The 24,962-nt window shown below is 48.5% G+C and carries 28 protein-coding genes and 1 riboswitch; of the genes, 8 read left to right on the forward strand and 20 right to left on the reverse strand.

The genetic code is table 11. From position 1 onward, the window contains the following. Positions 1 to 92: 92 nt before the first annotated feature. Positions 93 to 557, reverse strand: coding sequence for an Hsp20/alpha crystallin family protein (locus KJS63_RS00635; RefSeq protein WP_213617520.1), 465 nt, complete (start codon positions 555 to 557; stop codon positions 93 to 95). A 146-nt stretch (positions 558 to 703) separates the two neighbouring features. Here KJS63_RS00635 and KJS63_RS00640 point away from each other — a divergent pair, with 146 nt between their 5' ends. Genes KJS63_RS00640 through KJS63_RS26540 form a run of 5 tightly spaced genes read left to right on the forward strand, consistent with a single transcriptional unit; the run spans position 704 to position 2,470 of the window. Further along, entirely contained in the window at positions 704 to 931 is a 228-nt protein-coding gene (locus KJS63_RS00640; protein WP_068617571.1) for a spore germination protein, read from the forward strand. Positions 932 to 934: 3 nt separating this feature from the next. Next, entirely contained in the window at positions 935 to 1,228 is a 294-nt protein-coding gene (locus KJS63_RS00645; RefSeq protein ID WP_244862456.1) for a spore germination protein GerPB, read from the forward strand. Between the two features lie 50 nt (positions 1,229 to 1,278). Continuing rightward, entirely contained in the window at positions 1,279 to 1,869 is a 591-nt protein-coding gene (gene gerPC, locus KJS63_RS00650) for a spore germination protein GerPC (protein WP_213617521.1), read from the forward strand. Between the two features lie 5 nt (positions 1,870 to 1,874). Continuing rightward, complete coding sequence (locus KJS63_RS00655; RefSeq protein WP_213617522.1) at positions 1,875 to 2,069, forward strand: spore gernimation protein GerPD; 195 nt, start codon at positions 1,875 to 1,877, stop codon at positions 2,067 to 2,069. Further along, a complete protein-coding gene (locus KJS63_RS26540) occupies positions 2,066 to 2,470 on the forward strand; it encodes a spore germination protein GerPE (protein WP_213617523.1) in 405 nt (134 codons plus the stop codon). Before KJS63_RS00655 ends, KJS63_RS26540 begins: the two co-directional genes overlap by 4 nt. Before the next feature lie 381 nt (positions 2,471 to 2,851). Here KJS63_RS26540 and KJS63_RS00665 read toward each other — a convergent pair whose 3' ends face one another. From KJS63_RS00665 to KJS63_RS00685, 5 genes are all read right to left on the reverse strand, one after another. Next, entirely contained in the window at positions 2,852 to 4,738 is a 1,887-nt protein-coding gene (locus tag KJS63_RS00665; protein ID WP_213617524.1) for an ABC transporter permease, read from the reverse strand. Continuing rightward, positions 4,713 to 5,483 (reverse strand): ABC transporter ATP-binding protein, encoded by a 771-nt coding sequence (locus KJS63_RS00670; protein WP_068617563.1) that lies wholly within the window; start codon positions 5,481 to 5,483, stop codon positions 4,713 to 4,715. The genes KJS63_RS00665 and KJS63_RS00670 overlap by 26 nt, the downstream gene beginning before the upstream one ends. Positions 5,484 to 5,581: 98 nt before the next feature. Continuing rightward, positions 5,582 to 6,574 carry a sensor histidine kinase gene (locus KJS63_RS00675; protein ID WP_244862457.1) on the reverse strand — a complete coding sequence of 331 codons (993 nt, stop codon included), beginning with the start codon at positions 6,572 to 6,574 and terminating at the stop codon, positions 5,582 to 5,584. A 5-nt stretch (positions 6,575 to 6,579) separates the two neighbouring features. Next, a complete protein-coding gene (locus tag KJS63_RS00680) occupies positions 6,580 to 7,290 on the reverse strand; it encodes a response regulator transcription factor (protein WP_213617526.1) in 711 nt (236 codons plus the stop codon). Positions 7,291 to 8,017: 727 nt separating this feature from the next. Then, on the reverse strand, positions 8,018 to 8,506 hold the full coding sequence (locus tag KJS63_RS00685) for a GNAT family N-acetyltransferase (RefSeq protein WP_213617527.1): 489 nt from the start codon (positions 8,504 to 8,506) through the stop codon (positions 8,018 to 8,020). Positions 8,507 to 8,593: 87 nt separating this feature from the next. Between KJS63_RS00685 and xerS the strand changes: the two genes are divergently transcribed. Continuing rightward, positions 8,594 to 9,676, forward strand: a complete 1,083-nt coding sequence (xerS, locus tag KJS63_RS00690) for a tyrosine recombinase XerS (protein ID WP_213617528.1) — start codon at positions 8,594 to 8,596, stop codon at positions 9,674 to 9,676. Positions 9,677 to 9,707: 31 nt separating this feature from the next. On the opposite strand, the gene mobB is transcribed toward xerS, so the two are convergent. From mobB to KJS63_RS00730, 8 genes are all read right to left on the reverse strand, one after another. Then, a complete protein-coding gene (mobB, locus tag KJS63_RS00695; protein ID WP_213617529.1) occupies positions 9,708 to 10,226 on the reverse strand; it encodes a molybdopterin-guanine dinucleotide biosynthesis protein B in 519 nt (172 codons plus the stop codon). After that, entirely contained in the window at positions 10,223 to 11,494 is a 1,272-nt protein-coding gene (locus KJS63_RS00700; RefSeq protein WP_213617530.1) for a molybdopterin molybdotransferase MoeA, read from the reverse strand. The genes mobB and KJS63_RS00700 overlap by 4 nt, the downstream gene beginning before the upstream one ends. Positions 11,495 to 11,694: 200 nt before the next feature. Then, positions 11,695 to 12,432, reverse strand: coding sequence for a DUF4247 domain-containing protein (locus KJS63_RS00705; protein WP_374706247.1), 738 nt, complete (start codon positions 12,430 to 12,432; stop codon positions 11,695 to 11,697). Positions 12,433 to 12,441: 9 nt separating this feature from the next. Further along, positions 12,442 to 12,948 (reverse strand): DUF4178 domain-containing protein, encoded by a 507-nt coding sequence (locus tag KJS63_RS00710; RefSeq protein ID WP_213617532.1) that lies wholly within the window; start codon positions 12,946 to 12,948, stop codon positions 12,442 to 12,444. Between the two features lie 115 nt (positions 12,949 to 13,063). Continuing rightward, positions 13,064 to 13,729, reverse strand: coding sequence for a PspA/IM30 family protein (locus KJS63_RS00715; RefSeq protein WP_213617533.1), 666 nt, complete (start codon positions 13,727 to 13,729; stop codon positions 13,064 to 13,066). Between the two features lie 93 nt (positions 13,730 to 13,822). Further along, entirely contained in the window at positions 13,823 to 14,203 is a 381-nt protein-coding gene (gene lpdD / locus KJS63_RS00720; protein ID WP_213617534.1) for a prenylated flavin chaperone LpdD, read from the reverse strand. A 16-nt stretch (positions 14,204 to 14,219) separates the two neighbouring features. Continuing rightward, entirely contained in the window at positions 14,220 to 15,152 is a 933-nt protein-coding gene (locus KJS63_RS00725; RefSeq protein ID WP_213617535.1) for a dihydroorotate dehydrogenase, read from the reverse strand. After that, positions 15,145 to 15,846, reverse strand: coding sequence for a dihydroorotate dehydrogenase electron transfer subunit (locus KJS63_RS00730; protein ID WP_213617536.1), 702 nt, complete (start codon positions 15,844 to 15,846; stop codon positions 15,145 to 15,147). Before KJS63_RS00730 ends, KJS63_RS00725 begins: the two co-directional genes overlap by 8 nt. A gap of 146 nt (positions 15,847 to 15,992) precedes the next feature. Between KJS63_RS00730 and KJS63_RS00735 the strand changes: the two genes are divergently transcribed. Continuing rightward, positions 15,993 to 16,781 (forward strand): polysaccharide deacetylase family protein, encoded by a 789-nt coding sequence (locus KJS63_RS00735; protein ID WP_213617537.1) that lies wholly within the window; start codon positions 15,993 to 15,995, stop codon positions 16,779 to 16,781. A 71-nt stretch (positions 16,782 to 16,852) separates the two neighbouring features. On the opposite strand, the gene KJS63_RS00740 is transcribed toward KJS63_RS00735, so the two are convergent. The 4 genes from KJS63_RS00740 to KJS63_RS00755 all read right to left on the reverse strand — a co-directional run bounded on the left by KJS63_RS00740 (position 16,853) and on the right by KJS63_RS00755 (position 21,331). After that, positions 16,853 to 17,548 carry a 3D domain-containing protein gene (locus KJS63_RS00740; protein ID WP_213617538.1) on the reverse strand — a complete coding sequence of 232 codons (696 nt, stop codon included), beginning with the start codon at positions 17,546 to 17,548 and terminating at the stop codon, positions 16,853 to 16,855. 7 nt (positions 17,549 to 17,555) lie between these two features. After that, positions 17,556 to 17,730, reverse strand: a riboswitch (cyclic di-AMP (ydaO/yuaA leader). Between the two features lie 311 nt (positions 17,731 to 18,041). After that, on the reverse strand, positions 18,042 to 18,752 hold the full coding sequence (locus tag KJS63_RS00745; protein WP_213617539.1) for an ABC transporter permease: 711 nt from the start codon (positions 18,750 to 18,752) through the stop codon (positions 18,042 to 18,044). After that, positions 18,721 to 19,674, reverse strand: coding sequence for an ABC transporter ATP-binding protein (locus KJS63_RS00750; RefSeq protein WP_213617540.1), 954 nt, complete (start codon positions 19,672 to 19,674; stop codon positions 18,721 to 18,723). The genes KJS63_RS00745 and KJS63_RS00750 overlap by 32 nt, the downstream gene beginning before the upstream one ends. A 91-nt stretch (positions 19,675 to 19,765) precedes the next feature. Beyond that, a complete protein-coding gene (locus KJS63_RS00755; RefSeq protein ID WP_213617541.1) occupies positions 19,766 to 21,331 on the reverse strand; it encodes an FAD-dependent monooxygenase in 1,566 nt (521 codons plus the stop codon). A 127-nt stretch (positions 21,332 to 21,458) separates the two neighbouring features. Between KJS63_RS00755 and KJS63_RS00760 the strand changes: the two genes are divergently transcribed. Then, positions 21,459 to 22,133 (forward strand): TetR/AcrR family transcriptional regulator, encoded by a 675-nt coding sequence (locus KJS63_RS00760; RefSeq protein ID WP_213617542.1) that lies wholly within the window; start codon positions 21,459 to 21,461, stop codon positions 22,131 to 22,133. 487 nt (positions 22,134 to 22,620) lie between these two features. Here the strand turns inward: KJS63_RS00760 and KJS63_RS00765 are convergent, their stop codons facing one another. Then, positions 22,621 to 23,343 (reverse strand): amino acid ABC transporter ATP-binding protein, encoded by a 723-nt coding sequence (locus KJS63_RS00765; protein ID WP_213617543.1) that lies wholly within the window; start codon positions 23,341 to 23,343, stop codon positions 22,621 to 22,623. Continuing rightward, positions 23,330 to 24,802, reverse strand: a complete 1,473-nt coding sequence (locus KJS63_RS00770; RefSeq protein ID WP_483874611.1) for an ABC transporter substrate-binding protein/permease — start codon at positions 24,800 to 24,802, stop codon at positions 23,330 to 23,332. Before KJS63_RS00770 ends, KJS63_RS00765 begins: the two co-directional genes overlap by 14 nt. Between the last annotated feature and the right edge of the window lie 160 nt (positions 24,803 to 24,962).

Here is a 24,962-nt window from a genome sequence, read left to right on the forward strand (position 1 = left end):
GCTAGCCTATGTAGTTAGAACATAATCGTTTAAAATCAAAACAGCGTATAACATAAATTATACGCTGTTTTCAAAGGGATTTCACCAGTATCCTATAAGTACCGGATCGCTACGTCATGAAAGCCTCCGCTCTTGAGTTTAGGCATCTTCACCTGCAAAGATCCCAGCTTGAAGGTAGCGCTGCTTTTTAGCGGATTTACGGGAGCTCCTAATGTTATAATCTGCGGCTGTTCCTCCTCATGGCCGCTAAATTTGACTTGGGTGCGGCTTACCTGCACCCACAGGTTTTCGGGGTGAATTTGCCGGGGAACTCTAATTTTGACAATGATGAAATGATGTGTATCCATAATTTCATGATTCATTTTCCTACTGCCTACTGCTCCTGCATCCAAGAGACTATTGCCGGACATCGCTTTGCTGATGGCATCCTCGACGTATTTGTCAACCTCAGACGGGTCCAGCTTGAACTGCTCCTTGAAATCCTTGAACGGGAATAGATTTTTGAAAAAAGGATCTTCCCCAAGCCATTCCAGATTCATGCCATTTTTGGTATCCATGCACTTCGCCGCCCTTATCCCCTTTTTCACAGCTTATGTAGGCTCATGTTGGAGAGTGACATCTGGGCTTCCATCCACATACAATATTCTGCAACCCGAAAAAATGGAGCGAATCATCCATCCATTTGAGATTAGAGGTGAAGCCTGTGGTTTCCATCATCGGAAACTTAAAAATTGTCAATGTCAGTGCCAGCTCCACTGTACTCATTGGAAACACAGCTGCAGTAGTGCTGAATAGCGATAATAAGCAGTATGGCGGCGCTAACTCCTTTGCGGTTGGTGATTCCATAGGAACGGTTATCACGAATAACTCGGCGAGCAGTACGAATACCATGGATTCCGATCTTGTGGACCAGGTTGGAGGCTTGGGTTAAGAAATGAGGGAGATTATGAGCTATACGGTTCACCAGACAATTACCATACATTTGATCCGGATCAATAATATGACCAACTCATCCGTCCTGCAAATTGGCACCTCCGGTTCGATCAACGCCCGTTCACAAGTCCAAAACGCCGAGCCTCCTGAACCGGTAAGTGAAGAGCAGCCTGATCTGGAACCAATTCCCTACAATAAGACGCCTTCATTAATCCTGCTGCCTGATCCGGTTACTGGCTTGATTCAGGAACCAGCTGGGGAAACGGGCTTAAGCGGCAGTGCAGCGAATGCCTAGAATTGATTCCCCCCTCTCCGCATAGACTTCATCAGGAAGGGGGAGCTGCAGTGCATCCATACTATTTTCAGCAGATCATCAATCAACTTCAGTCTATTGCTGCAAAGTTGGACCAGCTCGAGGAGACCATTAAAGGTATGTCACAAACCATAGAGGGAATGAAATCGCGGGAGTCCGCCTCAGCTGACCGGGTTCAGTATCATTTTGACCTTCTCAAGATAGAGAAGCTCGAAGGGACTTTAAATATTGGGACGGCTCCGGGGAATGGCCAGTCAATAGACCAGATTGCTGTAGGTGATCAGCCTGCAGCATCTCCCGAAGCCAAAGATTCAGAAGTGGCAGATATAAACCAGAAAATAAAAGCTCAGGTGTTAAAGTATATTGATGAAGAAGTACCCGGGCTGTTCGACTATATGTTAAGTGTTCACCAACTCACATTAAGTGACGAGTACAAGAAACAAGTATATGATGATATCCGCAGGCAAATTAGCGACCGAATTGCCATCTACGCCAAACAAGTGAATGCACTTCCGGACATAACGGATACGAATCAGAAAATAAATATGGTGACTGCGCAATTAAAACGCGATATCCAAACCGCTCTCAATTATCATATTGAGCAAACTCTTCTAGGGAAGTGAAGAATATGAAACTAACTGTAATAAACAAAGATTTATATGTGGGAAATGTCCGCGTGATCAGTGTAAGCCGCTCTTCCCTCATCCATGCCGGAGATTCTCAAATGCTTCAGCTCTACTCGCTGTATGACTCCAGCAAGGAAACCTTAAGCGGACCAAAGCCAGTGCTGCTGCCTCCCGCACATCAGTTTGGATCATCATGACCAGAGCACTTAAAGTAGAGCAAATCTATATATTAAACGTATCCGACAGTTCCGCCATTGTTGGCGGCAGCACAGCGAACGTCCGAGGTTGCTCTAGGACTATCTCCGTGGAGAGGAGCATCCCCATCTTTAGGCATGGGGAGGGCAGCTTCTCTGATTTCTCAGTTTTCAGTAAAACTGGACCTGATCTGGCTGAATCTAATAATTCAATGTTTAGTGTGGATAATACATCAAGCAAGTTGAAAATTGGCATGATTCATGTCAATGAAGTCACATCTTCATCCGCCATTCAGATTGGAGAAACAGGGCGAGTGGATATGATCAGCAGAATGAAATATTTAAAACAGGAAAGTGAGATTGTTTCAAATTCCACATTGGCTAAAAGCTTGAAAGTATACTAAAGAGCTCATAGTTAACATAATATATTTTATGTTAACTATGAGCTTTTTCTGTGGCTGCTATATTCCCTGGAAGAAGAAACCCGAGATATTCACATCGTCGTTCAATAGCAGCAATATGGATAGATATTTTTCCTCTCTACGTCCCCCGTGTGTAATAAGGTCTCTGTCGCTCGCAGATTTCTTGAATTGAATTCATATCAAAATTATGCCAAAAAAGTCCCACAAGCTCTCGTCCATCATTGGATAAATCATGGCGATGATGCGATGCGCTTGCAGGACGTCCTTAGTCTGCTCTATAAGACAGTCTCCTCTAGTCTTCCATCTATTTGAACGGGACCGTTTATAGAAATCCTTCTCTTTCAATGGTTATTTACTCCGGGATTAGCCGGTCATGTCAGACCGAAGCTGCCGCAAATAACCGCTGCGGATAAACATGAAGTACACGATCTGGATGATCGCGAACGCACTGAGCACAATTGCCGACTCCTTGACTAGCGTATAATGGAACATGCTCTGCATGGCCGTTAGCGCTACCGCTCCGTGAATGAGTGCTATTGCGATCGGCAGGAAGAACAGAATCGCCATCTGGCGAGTGACGATCTTCGACAGCTCACGGCTGGTCAGCCCCAGCTTCATAATCGAAGCGAACTTCGCCTTGTCGTCGGCCAGATCGGTGTACAGCCGGAAATAGAGAAAGCTGCCGGATGCCACGAAGAACACCGCACCGACGAACAAACCGACGAACATCACCGCGCTGTAGCTCTGAAGCAGCTGCTTGACGTCGAACGCCAACGAGAAGAAGCTGTCGTTCTGGGAACGTCCAATCTTGTCGTGCAGCCTCTGTCCGACGGCTTCCGTCGCCTCCAAGTTGTGGACGTCGAACGCATAGTAACCTTCGGATGATTGCGGGGCTGGCAGCCGCGCGAAGCGGTCATCATCCACAACGTAGTATTTGCTGTAGCCTGTAATGAAGAACGCTGCACTCTGCGTGATCTGCAGCGGTTCCCCACCGCCCTCCAGCGCCAGCTCCCGCTCGCCGGTCGACTCGCCCTTCTCGTCCTTCTCCTTACTAAACTGGATTACCGCCGCTTCATTCGCCCCCAGCTGCAGTGGCTTGCCTCCGGCAGCTTTAGCCAAGCTGTTATACATCGACTCACTTACGATCATCACTGCTCCGTTGCCGCCGGCCAGCTTGTAGGAGCGAAGCTCGGCCTTCAGCTTGGTGAAGCCAATCCCTTCCGCGCGGAGCTCCCGTTCGATCAAGTCTACCGCTGCGGCGGATCGCTCGGGTGAGTTGTCTTTATAAGAGATGTATTCGAAGGCGAACGGTCTTTGGATGGACTCCATAAGAACCGTCTTGAATCCGACAAGGGCACCGATTGCCGAGAATGCGACAGTGGACAGCACCGTCACGAGAAAAAAAGTGCGCGCATTGTCCTTCATCCGATAGGCGAGATCGGAGAAGAACAGCAGGTTGGTGCGTCGCCAGAACACCTCTCGGTTGCGCTTTAAGGCGCGAATCGTGTACACGCTTAATTGGGTGAACAAGAAGTACGTGCCAACGACGACCATCACCGTTACCGGCAGCAGCGCATACACCACTGTCAGGCCATCGATGGCCAGCGACACGCCATATCCACTGCCGATCAACACAAGCGCCGCGAGCGACAGCCAGATCGAAGCATGCGGCTCGGGACGAGGCTTGCTGGACCCTTTAAGCAGATCAATCAAATTGTTGCCGCGAAAGAACAGCACCGTGAATAGCGAGATGAACAGAAAAAGCAGCATGAACGCAGCGAAGGTCAGAGCGAGCGCCTGATACGGCATGTAGAAGGGCAGTTTCTCGTCGATCCCGATTAGCGACTCCGCCGCCAGAAGCAATAGCTTGACCAGCACAAGTCCTGACGCGATGCCGGTCAACGTGGCGCCTAAGCCGATCACCATATTCTCAATAAAGACGAGCCTCCGCAGCTGCATATTAGTGATGCCGAACATGGTCAACAGCCCGAACTCCTTGCTGCGCGACTTAATAAAGGCGCTCATGGAATACAGGACGAAGAAGAAGGAAAACACGTAAATGAGCCCCTGGGCGATTTGCAATCCGATTGTCGCTGTACCGCCGATCTCAGCCGGCGCCAGCCCCGGATGAAAGGCGAAGACACCGTATACGAAAAACACCATTACCGCGAACGCACTGCTAAGAAAATACGCCATATACAGGCGCTTATTCCGCATGACGTTGTTAAACGCGAATTGTCGAAAGGTCATGCGCATTCCCTCCAAGCAGCGACAGCATATCGATGATTTTCTGGAAAAACGCCTGCCGGCTGTCTCCGCGATGAATCTCGTTATACAGTTCACCATCCTTGATGAACAGCACACGGTGGCAGTAGCTGGCTGCCACCGCATCGTGTGTGACAAGCAGCAGCGTCGTACCGTCCGCCTGGTTGATTGCCGTTAACGTCTCCATGACATCCAAGGACGACTTGGAATCAAGATTGCCTGTGGGTTCGTCAGCCAGCAGCAGCTTTGGCTCATGAATGATCGCCCGGGCGATCGCCGTCCGCTGGGCCTGCCCGCCGGACACTTCATAAGGCCGCTTTTCCAGAATGGCGGTGATCCCTAGCTTGTCTGCGATCGCGTGCGCCTTCTCTACCATTGTAGACACCTTCGCGCCTTCCAGCGTCAACGGCAGCACGATATTTTCCAGAATCGTCAGTGTGCTCAGCAGATTGAAGTCTTGGAAAATAAAGCCGAGCTGCTGCCGGCGAAACTGGGCAAGCTCGTTATGGCTCAGGAGATGCGGATTCTGCCCGTCGATGAGCACTTCGCCGGAAGTCGGCTTGTCAATCGTGGCAATTAGCTGCAAAAGCGTTGTCTTGCCGCTGCCCGATGGTCCCATGATGCCAACAAATTCGCCTTTCTCGACGCTGAATGATATATCGCCGAGCGCCTGCTGTGTGACCTGGCCGCCGTAGATTTTACCCAGATGAGTCGTTCTCAGAAGTTCCATATTCTCTCTCCTTATTATGTAACTAATGAATTCTTGTTCCTCATCTTCAGTATACGAAGGCCCACCGGGCGAACCAATCGGCGAAGCTTTCAATCAGCTTACATCGATGTAAGGTTAGGCACGGTCCGGAAGTGAACCCGGACCCGGGTGCCGACATCAACGGTCGACTCAATCTGAAGCGAGTGGCCAAGTCGGCTGCATACCTCTTGCGCCAAATACAGTCCCATTCCCGTTGACTCCCGGTACTTACGGCCATTCTCGCCGGTGTAGAACGCCCGGGTCACCCGCTTTAAATCGGCCGTCGTTATGCCGATGCCTTCGTCGGCCACCTCTAGCACGGTTTCCGGGCCTTGGCGCCAGGCTCGAACCGCGACGGTGCGGCCGCGGCCCGCCGAATATTTAATCGCGTTCGACAGCAATTGAGCCAGCACGAATCCGATCCACTTCTCGTCGGTCGGCACCGTCAGCTCGTCATCCACCTCAACTTGAGGGTATAAGTTATTGACAATGAACATCCGCTTGTGCTCGTTAACCGTTTTTTGCACGACACGTTTGAGCGGCACTAGCACAGCTTGGAAGTCCTCCTCGAACGTCTCCAACCGGGCTGCATGCAGCACCGTTTCCAGCCCTCGCCCAATCCGGTCTGCTTCATCGCGGATGTCGGACAGCCGCTGATCACTCTCGTTCTCGGTCAGCAGGTGGATGACCGAAAGCGGCGTTTTCATTTGATGAACCCATTGGGTAATGAAAGTCGCATGCTGGCGCCGCCGGCGCTCCATCTCCATGATCCGGGCCATACACAGCGCATACTGCGCCTGCAGTAATTGTCTGACCGCCTTAGCGATTGGGGCGCCGCCACCAGAACCGGCCGCCGACTCGTCCAGTACGGTTAGCGGCTTCTCAAGCCGATTGTACATCTCCCGGTGGCTGGTATAACGCCAACAGACATACACTAGCAAAGTGACCATGCCGAGAAATACCGAATAGAGTGCGGTATATGCATTTCGATATCCGTCCAGCCAGTAGACCGCCACAATCAGCGTCAGCTGAACAATATGCATGACAAGCAAAGGCCAGTGCTCGCGGATCATCAGCTTCATCCGGGCTCACCCAGTTCATACGGCTCCAGCACCAGCTTGTAGCCGGACCCTCGCACAGTCTCAATGCTGCCCGTAACCTCCAGCTCCTGAAGCTTCTTGCGAGCACGGGCGATGTTCACATTCAGCGTGTTCTCATCTACGAATTGCTGGTCGTCCCACAGCTTCTCCAGAAGCACTTCGCGGGTGACTACCAGCGGATAGCGCTGCAGCAGCAAGTCCAGCAGATCCGCCTCCTTGCGCGTCAAGGTCACGGTCGCTTCCTGCCACTTCAGTTCAAGCCGTTCAGGATAAAGCGCGAGACCGCCTTGCTCGATCTTCTTTTCCCGTACTTCCCCCGCATATTCGCCGTACACCCGCCGCAGCTGGCTGCGCACCTTGGCAATGACCAGCTCTTGGTGAAACGGCTTGGTCATATAGTCGTCAGCCCCGTATTCAAGCGCCATGACCTGATCCATGTCACTCGTGCGGGCGCTGATGAAGATGATCGGACAGGTGGACACTTGACGGATCTGCCGACACCAGTAATACCCGTCATAACTCGGCAAATTGACATCCAGCAGCACAAGATGGGGCTCGTATTGCTGGAAATGCGTCATTATATCTTCAAAATCATCCGCACACCGCGCTGCCAACCCATACTTCTCCAAACAAGCCCGCAGCAGCGAAGCCAGCTTCGGATCGTCCTCTACAATCCAGATGCGGTACATTATCTTTCCCCTCCTACCCGTCACCGTACCCCACAGAGCACGGCTCCTATCTGTTCTGAGTGAATTGAACAATTATCTCTATACTATCATAAACGTAATTGCTGATAATCGTTACATGACCATCGTTGGCATGCTTGTCTAAAAGAGAAATGGCGGATATCACCTTATTTACATAACATATATTGAATACCGGTGCTGTTAACTTGTTCTGTTTGTTTGAGTTATAAATACGTGGTTGGGGAGCATAAAATTATAAGTAGCTAAATACGAATACGGTTTAATTATTGTGAATTTTTCATATAGTGTTTTTTTCTCATATAATTTTCTCGATTGTTGCTGCGCGGCTTTCCCTGCCTCATAGGTTCAGTACTAAATTATAATCCAGGGCAATTTAGCTCCTATTAATGCTTCTGTCATCCCCGTGCTCCTTGTATCGGAGAAAATCACTTTATTTTTCTTAAGACTGCCAAGCCTGCCACTTCCTTGGAGAGTAAAGCTCCCCCCTCACTGTCCTCTATTTTTTTCTGCTGCTTCTCTATCAGGATATGTTGGGAATATTATTCTGATCTATTCCTCCTATAGATACATTAATCTCTTTCCTCCCCTATATCTTGCTGTTATGAATTTTTCATATGTTGTATTTTTCTAATTAAAAGCCCAATCCGCAGATAGATTGGGCCCGATGTAGGTATATAGAAACAAATGGCTGGATACCTTGCAGCACCTCTCACGAAGAGAATCGCTGGGTAATTTGCCGGTTATCGAAATGGCTGTCCTCTTCATAATTTCCAGCGGTATATTTCTTAATAATTTTACGCCAAAACATCTGCGCAGGAAGGTTCGTGCTAATTTGGGAGACCAGCCATGTCCCCTGGTATTTATCGAACAATTGTACGGCTGCATCGCTGCCAACGCCGAGCCTGCGGTATTTCCTCAGAACAAAGAACTCGGTCATATAAAAATCCGCATTTCTCCTGCCTTCCAAAAGCTCCACAGAAGCAAAGCCGGCGATGTACCCACCTGAGTTGAGCAGATATGGTACGTGCCTAGAGCTTGCGTCCCACCACTTATCCAGGTCCGGATAGGATGGGTACGAACCCGTAGCTCCGTCCACTTCCAAATCCAAAAAAGTGCTGAAATCATATATATAGAACTGCATCAAATTTCGGAGTATTTCCTTCTTGTCCGCTCCCACCTGGACCAATTCAATCCGCACTTGTGATCCCCCTTAGGTTAACAATATAAATATGTTAGAATAAAAATAGTATTTGGACCTGTGAACCGTGTTAAAAAGGAGCTGTCTATGAACTTACAAAAAATTTCCGATCGTAAAAAATTGGATGAAAGAATCATCCATATGCCATGGTTCGTACAGCAGTTCATTGATTATAAACTGCCGGACCTGTCTCCATCCACGCTGCTTGAGTATATCCGGGATTATGAGCAATTCTTCGGTTGGCTGCGGGCTGAGGGGCTGTCGGCCGCTGAATCTAATTCCATGGTGACCCTTCAGGAACTTGAGGTGCTCCGAATGGATAATATTGTTGGATACCGTCTTCACTTAACCACCAGACTGGAAGGTCATAACTCCAGAGTTACCGTATCCCGCAAAATGTCCTCGCTGCGTTCCCTATTTCATTATTTAAGCCAAATTGCTGAGGACGAGGAGTTCTATCCTCTGCTTAAACGCAACATCATGGCCAAGGTCGAAATCAAGCGCATCCACAAGCCGAAAGACACAGCCGCCAAGCTTAAAGGCAAAATTCTGGAGGAGGATGAACTGCTGGAATTCATCGGATATATTCTTGAGGGATATGGCCGGGACATCGCGAATAACAAACAGGCCTTGTACAGCTATGAGCTGAACAAGGAACGGGATGCTTGTATTGCCAGCCTGATCCTTAATTCAGGCCTGCGGGTATCCGAAGTTGTCAATCTGAATATGGATGATATCGATCTCTCCAACAAGCTTTTGTATGTATACCGCAAGGGAAATAATGACGAAACCTTCAAGACCCCTGTCTATTTCCGGGAGCAGAGCAAGGACGAGCTGCATGCCTATTTGGCGATCCGCAGCACCAGGTATCGAACTCCCAAGAAGGAGAAGGCCTTGTTCGTTGCCCTTCCCAACGGCCAACAAGAGGGCAAGCGAATGACGAAACGGGCCATTCAAGCTATGATCATCAAGTATGCCAGCCGGTTTGGCAAGCCATATCTGACCGTGCACAAGCTCCGTCATTCCTTTGCAACAGACTACTACTTACAAAATGATATTTATAAAACAAAGGAACAGCTTGGACACGCCTCAACAGAAACCACAGAAGTATATACGCATCTCACCGACAAAACGATGTCTGATGCGATTGAAAGACGCTCGGAAGATTAGGCTCCTCAATTCTTCCGGGCGTTCCCCTTCTTCACAACCCGCATTCTATTCGGATATAAGCAGCAATTCCAGTTGTATCTCCGATGTCAAACCTTCTTAAGGATGACTCCAAATCTAAGGGTGAGTCCCCGGCAATAAAAGACGGCCAGACGGCTGTCCCGCGGATGCCTGCCAGCTTGCGCAAGAGCTCCGTATCTTCTTCCCTTCGAATAAGCACAAGCTTAGGATAGTTTTCATGCTTGAACCCTTCGACCAAGATTAGATCGTATTTATTAAAGCTGTCAATCAATTCTCCCAAAGAGCGTTCATGCTCTTCCACCACCGCGGTGCGGTTCTGTGAAGTTATCGCCACGGCGGCGGCTCCGGACTTGCTAATCTGATAGGTATCTGTCCCTTCCCTATCGATTTCAAATCCATGATAGTCGTGCTTAATCACCGCCACCCGAAGACCTTCAGCCGTAAATTGAGATACCAGCCTGGACACAAGATGGGTCTTCCCGGTATTTTTGTAACCTACGATCTGGAAGACTGGCACGCACGGCCTGCTCATATTGAACTCCCCGCTAATCGGAGCACCCTCACTTTGGTTCCTGCCTCAAGCGCTTCTGAAGCAGGCGGTACAATAATCAAACAATCCGAATCTTTGATCGTAATCATCACACCGGATTCATCCAGACTTGCCGGGTGGGCGATTAACTGCCCGTCCTCAACCTGCAGACTTCCCCTTACAAATCGCGTGAAATTATTAATTTTATTGTACCGTTTTCCCAGAACAGCAGTTATTTCCGTCAAATAGGGCTGCGTGTTACCCTGCATCATGCCAATGGCCGGGCGTACAAACAACTCACACCCCACAAAGCACGCTCCCGGATTTCCGGACAGGGCAAACAGCATTTTGCCGTCCTTGACTGCTGCTGTGGTTACACTCCCGGGGCGCATCGTCACTTTATTAAACAGCATCGTCACATCGTCACCGCGCACCAGATCAGCCATAATATCGAAGTCCCCAACGGATACGCCCCCGGTGGTTACCACGATATCATAGTACTGGAACGCTTCCTCCACACGCTGTTTCGCAATTTGCAGATCATCGGGTATCGCATCAAGGATAACCGGTTCTCCCCCGGCATCGCGGATCTGGCAGGCCAGCATATACGTATTGCTATTGCGGATTTTCCCATCTTGAATGGGCTCCTCAATGCCCAGCAGCTCAGAGCCTGTAGAGAACAAAGCGACCCTGGGCCGCTTATATACCTGGACCTGATGAATCCCGAAGGTAGCCAGCACTGAAACTTCCCCAGCGGAAATGACCCTTCCCTTTTCCATAATCACATCGCCTTCAGAGAGCTCAAATCCGACAGGAGTGATGTTCTTCCCGGGTTCTATCTCCCGCTTCAGTTGGATAAGCGTCCGTCCCTGATTCTCTATAGCTTCGGTCATTTCAAGCATTACAACCGCATCGGCCTGGTCAGGAACCTTAGCCCCTGTCATGATTCTGGAGGCGGTGCCCGGCACTATAGCAACGGAAGGCAGCGAGCCAGCTGGAATCTCATCCACCACCTCCAGCAGGATGGGATTTTCTGTGCTTGTCCCCAAGGTATCACTGCTGATGATTGCAAAACCATCCATTCCTGAACGCCGGAAATGTGGATATGGATGTGGCGCGGTAACCTCCTGTGCCAGAAACCTGCCCCGGGCATCAGCTAAATCAATGATCTCGGTATCTCCTTGCCTAACATGCGCTTGAATTAATGCCTGCGCTTCTTTTACTTGTATAGCAGAGCGGTGCATTTTAGACGATGGATTTGGATTAGTCATGAAGGAGCCCCCTTGATTGTCGACAATTTAAACTTTAGTGAAAGAACAATCTATATAAGTTGAATTTGGAAATTACCCATAGGCAAGATGTAAAATGATATCTCACTACTTATTATCACTTATCATGCTTAGATTGCAATCTTAATTAACAGAAAAAGCATGCACTGAGTGCATGCTTTATTCCACGGACGGTGAGTTCACTATCGCTTCCTTCTCGTAATACCACCGGACCCTGACCGTGTCTTAGGTTTGGTTATGGATTTCTTAGGTGATGAATACGAGCCGGAGCTTGAACCGCTGCCATCCTTGTTCCTTGTTATACTTCCTCTGGAGCCGGACCCGGAGCTGCCGTCATAACTGCTGCCGCCGCTCGATCCTGATCCCCCGCGCCTTGTAATCGATCCCTTTTTCTCTACCGTTAGAGGAGGGGCCGCTTTCTTATCATCCTTCGTAGGCGCATGATAGTCCTGCTTGGGCTTATAAGTATCCTTGCTAGAGTACCCGCGGTATGAACCATGTCCACCAAAAGTATCAAACAGGCTTCCAATTATGGAAGCGGCCAGATAACCCTGCAGGAAGCTGGAATCGTAATTATTCTTAACATACTGTTCCGAATCCACTTCAATCAGTGTATCTTCTGGTTTTTTCGGGTCCTTTTGCAGATGATAATATTCCTTGCCATAAACCAGGAACATATGATCATCGTTCACGGGTGATTTCTGGTCGGGCTCACGCTCGGCTATAATATCCGCAGCAACTTCCGGAACCTTCTCCCCCGCCGCCCTGTATACGTAAGAGGTCGAATTCCCCTCACGGTTAACCGATTCCAGCGGGTAATTCTCCTTTACATTTGGAGTTCCGCAGCCAGCCAGCAGGGAGACCAGAAGGCTGAGAATCAGAGCCAGCTTAACATATAAAGATGAGCCTTTCTTCACTATATATCACTCCTAAGAGGCACGGATGACCTTCACATCTCCCGGGATTGTTTTATCCCCTTCATAGAGCATAAACCGCCCATCCTGCCATTCAATCCTGAGCAAACGATAATCGTCGGATTGATACTGCCACACATGCTGTTCTCCGCCTTGGCGGAAAGGGGTTCTGCCTTTGATATGCACATTCCCCTCATATTCCTCATCCAGATGGTAGGATCTGTCGTCCAGATCTATGATTGTTGGCACTTCATTCGGATTATCGAGCCGCCCGTCAATGGGCTCGTATAAAGCATACTGCAAAATTTCGCGCTCTTCAATGTGCAAATAACGTATATCGTTGCCGTCCTGCAAGGACAGCATCGCCGCGTTTCTTCCCGGGTTGCGAACGCTTCCGACAACCTCATAAGTAACAAGCGACACCTCACAAATGTCCCCAGGGCTTAGTTCCAGCATACTCTTCTCCCGTGCCGGGGGTTCTGGCTTGGCAAACAATCTGCCGATTCTCTTCAATACACTCATATGCTCAGGCTCCTTATTTCTCATGTTCAGCTTCCGCTACGAATAATCGGCTTCTCATAAACGAAGGAGAAACAATGAATTGTCTCTCCTTCGCTCATCAGCGTATCGCAGATGATTATTTCTCGTACTGCTTGAGCAGGGCAGCCAGCTCATCCTCAACCGCTTTATCCTTATTCAGCTCAGCGAACTCATCATCAAGGGATTTGCCTTTATTCGACAGCTCATTGCTGGCTTCAGCCTGAGCTTCCATCTGAAGCATCTTCTCTTCCATACGTTTAAGTCCGGCAGCAGCCGTATCAGAATTCATACCGGAGAGCGATTTGTTAATTTCGTTTTGCGCCTTGGCCGCATTATAACGGGCAACCAGAGTCTCGCGCTTGTTCTTCATTTCGGTAAGCTGCTTGCGCATTTGGTCCAGCTTGTCACGCAGATTGTCTGCTGCGGCTTTGTTGCTTTCGTAGCTTGTTTTGTACTCAGCCAGCTTCACTTCAGCAGCCTTCTTCTCTTCAAGGGCACGACGGGCCAGGTCGACGTTCTGTGCTTGAGCCGCCGCATGGGCCTGCTCATTACGCTTCGCAGCGAGAGCTTCCTGCTCCTCATAAAGCTGCTTGAATTTCTTCTCGATAGCAATTTGCGCGGCTACGGATTTCTCTGCGTCTTCCAGATCTTCCTGCATATCCCGAATATATTGATCCGTCAGTTTAATCGGATCTTCGGCTTTATCGATAAGAGCGTTAATGTTAGACATCGTTAGGTCGCGTAATCTTTTGAAAATAGACATTTTGAATTTCCTCCCAGGAATAAATATGTTTTATGATTAGGTTTACGCAGCAAGTGGGAAGGACGTTTCAAATTTCTGCAATATTTTTTCGCCCTAACCGTTTGCCTCTCTGCTCTTATCATAACTTGAAGGAGATTCGGTTTGCAAAAAAAATTCCAATTCACGCTCAGCCAACATGCACACAGACTCGATTTGACTTGGACTCAAGTGATCATAGTGAATTCCCATGACAATCGTTACCGTCCGGTTCAGCCGCATGGATGCCTGTAGGGCAAAGTCTGCGCTAAGAAGCTGCTCCTTATGCCCAGGAATGGCTGTCGTATGCACCTGTGTCCCTGCCTCTGTTCGGTAGGCGGTCGATACAGCCCCAATATGGGCTTCCCCGCCCGTAATTAACAGCAGGATATCCCGGCCCACCTCCTGAGCCACCAGCCGGATTCCTTCCTTGCCCATATACGATTCAAAGCCGGACATGTATTCATCCCCTTAGTTACACAATTCCCCGGATTTCGTCCAGCGAACAAATGCCTTCCGCATTCATAAAATCAATCAGCCCATTCAGCAGCTCTTCTCCAGCCTGCGGGCGGATGAAATTATGTGTGCCTACCTGGACAGCGGCGGCCCCTGCCATAATGAACTCCACGATATCCGTAGCGCAGGATATACCTCCTGCTCCGATCACCGGCAGGTTCACCTGACAAGCTACCTGGTGGACCATACGCAGCGCAATCGGTTTAACCGCTGGACCAGACAGGCCAGCATATTTGCTCTGAAATACACTCTTGCGGGCATATACATCAATTTTCATGGCAGATATCGTGTTGATCAGTGTGATTCCATCTGCCCCTTCCTCTTCACACATCCCAGCCATTCCAACCAGATCCTCCGCGTCCGGCGACAGCTTGACCAGAAGCGGAATTGAAGTTGCGTCCCTTACTCTTTGTACAACCTCTCTCGCGTCCCTCGTCTTGATCCCATAGGCGGCTCCGCCCTGCTTCACATTCGGACAGGAAATGTTCAGCTCGATCATGTCCACGGCTCTGGCTCCTCTGGCTTGGCGTACCCGGCAGTCTTCTCTGATCAGCTTCGCACCCTCCACATACTGGTCAATATCGTCGCCACCCAAATTCACAATTCGAACCAGATCCAGCTTCTCCCAATCGTTCGCTTCATTCGCGAGAAACGCAGGGATACCAGGGTTCTCAAGCCCCACGCTGTTCATAATCCCTGACGCGGTTTCATATATCCGCAGACCCGAATTTCCCTGTTTTGGATTTAGCGTAAGCCCCTTTCCCGATATTCCGCCAAGCTTTGAGATATCGTAATATCTTGTATACTCCTTACCAAATCCAAATGTGCCTGAAGCCATGATAAGCGGGTTCTTTAGGTGTACTCCTGCTAGAGTGCAGCTTAAATCAAGCATCGATCTCCACCTCCTGGGCGGTAAATACGGGGCCTTCCACACAGGTGCGCCGATTACCCGACTTCGTCTTGACGCTGCACACCAGGCATGCGCCAATTCCGCAAGCCATTCTTTTCTCAAGGGACAGATACAAATTCCCCTTATACCCCTGCTCGGTCTGCATCCTCTGTGCTGCTCTCAGCATTCCTTCAGGTCCGCACATATAAATATGATCATATGAATTCATATTCAGCTGATCGAGAATGCTGCCCCCAACAGTTACCTGCATGGACAATCCCAAGGACTTGAACGCCTGAATTACATAAGGTTCCTCACGAAAACCCAAATATAGATCAGGCCGCAGTAAATGACTTGCCGTATAATACAGCGGGGCGATCCCAATCCCTCCACCCACCAATGCAGTTCTTCCTTCATGTATAGGAAAGCCGTTTCCTAGCGGTCCCGTGAGTTCAATCTCATCTCCTCTTCTAAGATGGGCGAACTGTCGTGTTCCTTCACCAACAACCTGATACAGGAACTCAATATAATGCTTCTGCCTCTGCAAATCGAAGATGCTCAGCGGTCTTGGCAGCAGTGGCAGCCCCCGGTCTTTTCTCACCATAAAGAATTGGCCCGGCTTCCCCTCGTATTCCCCGGCCACCTTCATCCGGAACACATCGTGTGACACCTGTATATTTGATAAGATTTCAGCCATTTGCACGCTCCCCCTTGTTCCTATAAAATGCCCTTTTCTGCTGGAGGATGCCGTGATATTCCTCACTCGTCAGCTTTCTGTGGATAAAAGCAATCCCATAGGGAAATAACAACACGTATCAAACTAAGGAAAAGGGGAGATTCCTAATGCGATTACGTACTACTGCTCTCCTGCTGACTAGTGTTTCGGCCTTGCTGCTATCGCTAGTTACCCCAGCGGCTACCGCCTCTTTGGACAGGCAGACTCTGTCCAAAATCAGCCCAGAGTCCAATCAGGAGTCTCTAACTCTAGGCGAGCTAAGAAAAAAATATTCAGAGACCTTCAAGTTCAGAGGACCTCATATTAAACAGGTTGCTTTAACCTTCGACGATGTTCCAGATCCCAGATTCACCCCTCAGGTGCTAAATATTCTCGCGAGACATCACGTCAAGGCCACGTTCTTCGTAGTTGGAGCCCGTGCGCAAAAACACCCTGAACTCGTCCGCCGTATACATAGAGAAGGACACATGATTGGCAACCATTCTTACAATCATCCTTTATTTAAGAACCGCGACCTGGCTTATTTCCAGAAACAGATCCTTCGTACCGAGAAAATCATCAATTCTATGACAGGTGTAAGACCCAAACTGATCCGTCCTCCTTACGGAGAGATTAATGAAGATCAGCTCAGATGGGTAAAACGCAGCGGTTACAAGGTCATCAACTGGAATGTGGATTCGAAGGATTGGAAAGGACTGAACAAAAGCGCGGTTAAAAGCAACATTCTTCAAGCCGCAGGGCCGGGGTCCATTATTCTTCAGCATGCCGGTGGCGGCGTAGGCGCAGACCTGTCGGGAACGATCCAGGCGCTGCCTGAAGTGATTTCGGTGCTTAGAAAGCAGGGGTATATTTTTGTGGATTTGAAAAGGCTTCTTCACACTCAGGAGTCAAAATAAAAAGAAGAGGCCAAGCGGCCTCCCCTATCTTTCGGTATGATCACAGTTAGTATGATCAAATACAATCTATGTTACTTGATGACGTAAAGTTTGATATCCTGGAAGCCAAATGTATTTACAGATTCCTGGCTGCCCGGAATGAAGATATCGATCCGGTGACCTTTAATTGCGCTTCCCTGATCAGTCGCAGTGGCTACAAATGCGTTCTTCGGCAGGCCGCTATGGCTGTGTCCGGTCACGAGCACCTTTGTACCCATAGGAATGACTTTAGGGTCTACGGCAATCGTGCCGAGTGTCAGCGGATTCCCGTAATAGTCTACAGGACCCCATCCATTCTCGCTGGGGTGGGCTGAATAAGCGGTAGCCACCACATCGATCGTCTTAGAATAGTTGAAGGTCTTGCCCCAGGCTTCCACGATCTTATCGGCTGTAAATACCTTAAGTGAAGCAATCGGATCCTGCTTCAGAATAACCGGACTAGCGACTGCTGCCTCTGCCTTAAGACTGGTTGGAATGTTAAGGGGCAGGCCTTCATAAATATTCGTCGGACTTACAGCCGGGTTCGCATTCATCAGGTTATCTACGGATATTCCGTATTTTTTGGAGAGGAGATAGAATGTATCCCCTTCCATAGCGGTATGTACTGCGTCAGCATGGGCAGGCGCCATATGTATACATGCGGCAATCCCTAGTGCGGCTGCAACCGTTTTCGCGGCTAGCGCCAGTTTGTTCTTTTTTTTGGACTTGTAGTCATTCTTAGATGTCATTGTAATATCCTCCTTTTAACTATGCCTGCGGAGTTAGCTGTCGGATTCGGATTGAGGATACAACCCGGTGCCGCGGTTAACCGGCACTTCACCCCAAGGATAAGCTCTGATCTCTTCTCATACCTAAGCTTGATCCGCAAATCATCCCCCGCACCAGGTTCTGGTTTCGGCATTACGAATATATCACAATTTTGTAACCAATCAAGCAAGTAATTCCTGGAAATCGCAAATTGAAACAGTTAATTATTACAAAAAATTAAAATTTTCCAGAGCGTTGCAGCCCGTTTCACTGCTGTTCATAGCGCTGCTCTGGGCAGCAGGTCTTTCTTCAGCACGCGGCTAGAATATAAGAAAACCCGGAGCAAAGCTCCGAGTATTATGCTGCTAGCAAATGATTCGTGTTCTACTGTAGACAACCCATCAGCAGAAATCTTGATTTAGAGGCAGGATCATCTCCTTCCAAATGATTTCTATGCAGAATCTTTTTTGTAAATCATCGTTGCTCCCTGTTTTGCAACCATTTTACCGTCCCAATGAAACCTATTAGTCCTATTAAGAATACCAGCAAATAACTAGTACCCATCAAGGGAAACAAAGCGTCTCCGCTTTCCTTCAAATGCAAAGCAGGTACAGACCAAGGCAGATAAGCTCCAATGGTGGTAGGCCCGAACACCAAAGCCAACATTAAAGTTGTAAATGCAAAGCCAATCGGCATCAGAAAACCACGCGATATACAGGCCAATAGGGCAAGTGGTGCACTTAATAATAGGTGGAGAGCACCAATTATAAGAATTAGGAAGAAATAATGTTGTACCATAGCAAACGAAAATCCAGGAAGTCCAATAGAAAAACCCAGTAATAAAGCATAAACAAAGCTGATCAACATCATTACTAAACACCAGAATATAATTGCGACATATTTGGCAATCGCAATTTTACCACGCGATACAGGCAAAGCGAGCAAATCCTTGAGCGTCCGGTCGGAATACTCACGACCAAACGTCCAACTTGTTAACATTCCAAACCCCAGCAGACCAAACACGGATGAATACAAAAACGCAGTCCGTTCAAAAAAAGAAGACCAATTAGGCTGTCCTAAGAACAACGTGATGACAAACAATATAAACAGAAGCGTGCCCCATAAAACAAAGGACCGACGCAATTTGTAAACTTCAACGCTGCATGCTGTCAACAATGATCTCATTCGGTCTTCCCTCCTCAACTCCGATTACTTTGAGAAAATAATGTTCCAAATTCTCTTCTTCAACTTTAAGCATAGTGAGCGGTACTTCATGATGAGCAAGCAATCTCACAATATGTTCGGGGTGCTTAACGGCATGTTCGTCGGGCAGGACAAAGCAGTTATTCGATGTCGAATGTACCGCATACCCGGAGTCTGAAAGAATAACTTGAGCCTTCCGAGCATCCTTCGTTCCGATCATCAACTGCTTTCGGCGGATGGTTTCAAAGTCTTTGGTTGTCAGTTCTTCAAGCAATACTCCTTTGTGAATAATGCCGATTCGAGAAGCCAATTTGGACATTTCCTCAAGGATATGACTCGATATAAACACGGTAACCCCATGTTGAGAAGCTAGAGATTTCAGCATTTCCCTTATCTCCACAATTCCGGCTGGATCAAGTGCATTCGTTGGCTCATCAAGAATCAGAACGTCAGGCTTATGAATTAATGCTTTGGCCAATCCAAGTTTCTGCGCGTTACCAAGTGACAAATCTCTTGCCTTACTATCCGCATATTGGGTCAAATTCAATTGCTCCATAATCTCGTCAACGGCCCTCGGAACCGGTAATCCTCGCAACTTGGCCATCAAATTCAAATTTTCCCTAACTGTAAATTGAGGATAGGCATAAGGTACTTCCACCATATAACCTACCCGTCTCGACAAATCGGGATTCCCGTTAGCCCAGCGCTGACCAAATAAATACACTTCTCCAGAAGAAGGTTTGCTTAAGCCGAGAAGAGCTCGGATGGTTGTCGTTTTCCCTGCACCGTTCAACCCCAAGAATCCATAGATTTCTCCTTTCTTAACGGAAATTGAAACGCGATCTACAATGACTCTACTCCCGTATTGCTTAGTCAAATTAACGGTTCGAATAATATCTTCCATAATAACAGTCCTTCCTATTGCCTAATTAAAGGAATAAAAGAGCCGGCGGCCATATGAGATGTTGAATAGATCCCCACCGGCATTATCCAAATCAGTTTGCGCGATAAATGGAATTCAAGTAATTCGAAATTGATGCTGTATCATCAAGGGAAGTACGCAGTGCAATATAACCGTCCGGTCGTATCAATACGAGTTCTTCGCTTGTTACATCGTAAATTCGATAGGCATTCCCTCCTGAGTCGATTATGCCTTCCACCCCCTCCACATTCGCTGGCAGGATGCAATGCACATGGAGCTCATCGCTGATGAAGCTCATCAGAGAAGGATTGATACCATTTGCAAAAGCCAAGAGCGTCCAGTGCGGGCCGCGCAAAAGGTCAAAGACACTTCCTGCAACGCCGTTGCCTTGCAGACCCGTAGCATTAGGAGCACGATCTCCCGGGAATGAACGGGTAACATTTATTTGATCAGACGGGTGGGTAAGAGAACTTGACCGATAGGAAATGAGAAGCCCGCTCGTCAGATCATCGGATACGGTGCTCAAGGATTGGGACAACTCGCCACCTTCAGTTGCCGTTCCTACAATCCCTCCCATCTTCTTTGTGCTGTCCTCGAGCACGGCTTGAGCCACAGGGCGGCGCTCCTCATCGTACGTGTCGAGCAAGGCGGTGTCCGCACCGCGTATGACAGCCGCCAGCTTCCAGCCGAGGTTATAGGCGTCCTGTATCCCCGTGTTCATTCCTTGACCACCGGCTGGCGAATGAACATGAGCGGCATCGCCGGCAAGGAAAACCCGGCAATTACGGTAACATTCAACCATGCGGACATTGATCCGGTAGATAGACAGCCAGGATGCATCCGTGAGCCGAACACGTCCGGCACCGGCTCGCCGGTCAAACATCGCTTGGTACACTTCTAGCGACGGTTCCTCCGGTTCCTCGATCTCTTCTGGAATTGTTGCCTGCAGTTGCCAGATGTCGGATTTGGGCAGCGGTGTCACCCCGACCATCCCCTCCGGAGAGGTCCAGATATGGATATGGTCACGATCCAGCCCTTCCAATCGTACATCGCCAAGATACCACCGCTCATGATCGTGTGTTTCCCCAACCAATGGCAAATGAATAAACTTACGAATATTGCTTTTGCCCCCATCAGCGCCGACTACATAACGAGCGCGAATTTGCTCTTCTCCTTGAGGTGTATTCACGGTTACCGTAACACCATCCGAACCCTGAACAAGTCCTACAGCTTCCACTCCCAACTGGGCTTGACCGCCAAGCACTGCATATCGGTCGCGCAATGCTTTTTCCACATCAAATTGAGCAATCCAGACCGGATTACGATAGGGTGTCTCAAGTTCGGCGCTGGCTGCAACGGTAATAGACGGTTTGTCCACACTCCTGCCATTTGCGGTATAATAACGAACAGGCAAATCCCAAACACCTGTATCAATAATGTAGCGAGCGGCCTCCAAATCATCGAGGACTTCAAGCGAGCGAGGCTGGATTCCTTTGGCACGAGATGCAACGTTATAAAAGGGACTTCGTTCAATAATAAGATGGTCGACGTTTCGACGGGCAAGGTCGCAGGCAAGCGTAAGCCCTGTGGGTCCGGCCCCGACAATGAGAACATCAACAAAAGACGGCATAGTGTTCATGGATAAAATCCTCCTTGATCATCAATGATTTGATATGTTACATTAACTACACTACACCGTGCAGTGTAGTTTGTAAAGCGCAACTTTAACCGATTTCTGATAATGCTCATAAGGGGAGAACGTAAGTATGGATAATACGGAAAAAAAGAAAATCAGAAAAGGCTCTTCAGACAAACGAGCTAAAATTATTACGGCGGCACGAAACCTGTTTCTTTCGGATGGATTTAATCGTTCCAGCGTGGATGCGGTCGCAGCTAAAGCGGAGGTTTCCAAACGGACAGTTTATGATTATTTTGGCGATAAACAGAACTTACTGGTTGCCGTTGTGGAAGAAACTAGTTCGGCAGTTCTGGACATGATTGAGCAAGGGATTTCAGACCACCTCTACGAATTCGAGGATCTGGAGCAGGCGCTCATCTTATTTTGCGAACAAGTCGTAGCTTCTGCGAACGGTTCGTCCGACTACACCGCTTTGAACCGTCTGGTTATGGTGGAAGCCGCCAACCTACCAGCCTCGTTTTTAGCAAGTCTGGATAACGCGACGGAAAAAGGGATTATCAAGAGGTTTACAGAGTTTGGACAAACAGGCTTACTCAATGTGCCCGATCCTGAGATGGCTACAAAGCACTTTGCTGCATTAACGTTTTTATTGGTATTTAATCAACCTAGAACAACAGAGACATCGGATCAGGAACAAACCAAACGTATCATCACTGATGGCGTACGCGTCTTTCTTTCCGCTTATGGACAACACACCGTTCAAGAAGAAAACGTTCAAGAAGAAAATCAAATATCCTACTGATCGTCGGTTGTGCTTCACTATATTAATACAAAGGTCATTCAGGGAAGCTATGAACGCATTGGCGCCAGAGCCATCATCTTCGGCATACATGGCGAGTTGCAAGAACCTGGGCTGCAACAACAGCCCAACGGGCAAATGCATTGAATTTATCGTCAATGCGATTAACGTTTGGAACACAGTATACCTTCATCAAGCAACTGAACACCAATTTCTTGAGCGGTTACAAATTCAGAGTTCTGGCCTCTGGCGCGATTTTGCATAATCCGATTCAAAATATTGTCCGGCACAACCAAGCTTGTGGCGTGTAGTTTACCGGATTCGCTAATATGGAGTATTCGGATCTTATATCATCCTCAAAGTTGACGCGCATGCTCCGTTGATAAAGAAAAAAGCTTCCCATGACAAGGAAGCTTTTTTCTCACTTTTGTATTTTCGAGTAAAAAGTCAGATCTGACATACCATTAGCCTGTTTATTATAAGGCTGGAATTACAGCACTTTGCTCAGGAAATCCTGAGTCCTTGGATGTGTTGGTGTGCCGAGTACGACTTCTGGAGTGCCTTGCTCAATGATTTTACCCTGGTCCATGAAAAGAATCCGGTCCCCCACTTCCCGGGCAAAGCCCATCTCGTGAGTGACAATAACCATGGTCATTCCCTTCTCAGCCAATCGTTTCATGACATCCAGCACCTCGCCAACCATCTCAGGATCGAGTGCAGAGGTAGGTTCATCAAACAGCATGACGTGCGGCTCCATAGCGAGTGCCCTTGCAATGGCAATGCGCTGTTTCTGCCCACCGGACAGCTGGGACGGATATGCATCCTTCTTGTCCTCAAGACCAACGGTGCGCAGAAGCTCCATTGCAATGCTTTCGGCTTTGTCACTGCTAAGCCCTTTAACCTTAAGAGGGGCCAGTGTGATGTTTTGCAGCACGGTTTTATGCGGGAACAAATTGAACTGCTGGAAGACCATGCCCATCTTCTCACGGGTTGCGTTGAGGTTATGCTTAGGGTCGGTAATCAGTTCCCCCTCGAAGCGGATCTCTCCTGCGGTTGGCTGCTCGAGCAGATTAAGGCAGCGGAGAAAGGTGCTTTTACCGGAGCCGCTCGGACCGATGACCACAACGACCTCCCCCTTCTCAATTTCCGCATCAATGCCTTTGAGAATTTCCAGCTTGCCGTACGATTTATGCAAATTTTTAATGGATATCACTAGTTCTCAGCTTCCTTTCCAGTACACCCAATAGTTTAGAAAGTCCAAATGTCATGATGAAGTAGATCACGGCGGCTACGAGCAGCGGATTCAGACCCGCAAACGAAATGCCCCGCACTACCTGGGCTTGGAACATCAGATCAGCCACACCGATGAAGGAGACGATGGAAGATTCTTTAATAATCGTAATGAACTCATTCCCAATGGCCGGCAGAACGTTCTTAATCGCCTGTGGCAAAATGATGTACCGGAATGCCTGGCTGCTCGTCATACCGAGAGACCGGGCAGCTTCGCTCTGGCCTTTGTCAACGCCTTGAATACCTGCACGGAACACCTCGGCCAGATAGGCTGAACTGTTGATGGACAAGGTAATAATCCCGGATTCCAGCGCCGTGAATTCGATGCCGAACGTAAGCGCTAAGCCATAGTGGATAATTAGAAGCTGGACCAACATTGGCGTACCGCGAAGAATTTCAATATAGGCTACTCCAATCCAGCGAAGAATTGCCAGCTTATTCATGCGCAGAAGGCTGATGAACAGGCCAATAATAAAACCAAACAACACACCGAGTGCAGAGAGCAGCAGCGTATATTTAATTCCCGCAATGTAATATTCTTTATAGTCCCAGAAGAAGGAGAAGGTGTCTTTGGAAGCTTGCTTACCATTTACCATGGCGCTTGCTTCATTAACGAACTGCTCTACCTTGCCTTCCTTGGTCAAACGGGCAAGCGTATTGTTAATGCTATTGAGCAGCTCGGGATTATTTTTCTTCACACCGATGGCATAACCGTAATCTTCCACTTCAGGCACAGCATCGGTAATTGCGAAAGCCTCGGTCAAATTGGCCTTGGCCACAGGACCTTCAATGATTGCCGCATCGACACGTTTGGTCTGCAGCTGCATCAGAATATCCGATACTTTATCCAGGGATGTAAGCTGGGCTCCCTCTATCTTTTGTCCAATTTCCTCCTGCAGGGAGGACTTCTGAACCCCGATTTTTGCGCCTTTCAGTGTATCCATCGTGTTATATTTATCTTTGTCTTCCTTACGAACCATGATGGATTGATTGGCACGGTAGTAGACATCTGAGAAATCGATACTCTTCCTGCGTTCCGGTGTCGGGTTCATCCCCGAGATCAGGAAGTCAACACGACCGCTCGTAAGGGCAGGCAGCAGACTGTCAAAGCTCATATCTTCAATCTTAAGCTCGGCCCCCATATCCGCGGCAATCTGCTTGGCGATCTGGATATCAAACCCTACAATCTGGTCTTCCCCATTAATCATCTTATGGAACTCATAAGGAGGAAAGTCGGCACTGGTTCCCAGTACAATGGTCTTCTTCGTTCCGACAGCCCCTGTGCCAGATTCCGCGTGAACGGACTGAATTAGACCCGTCCAGGATAATCCGAAGATCAGCAGGGCAATCATCGTCATGTGTAATTTTCTCAATTTTGTTATCTCCCCTTGCCTTTATATTAGTCAATTAATCAATGTAGGACTGAGTCATTATAAATCATGATGTATTATTATGCAATATAACAATTCCTTTTTTCTTTAGTGGAAAATCACACCACCTACACACAGAAACGGCATCCCTTTAGGATGCCGTCGGTTGACA

This window comes from Paenibacillus sp. J22TS3 (genome assembly GCF_018403205.1).
In the GTDB taxonomy this organism is placed as follows: Bacteria; Bacillota; Bacilli; order Paenibacillales; family Paenibacillaceae; genus Fontibacillus; species Fontibacillus tuaregi.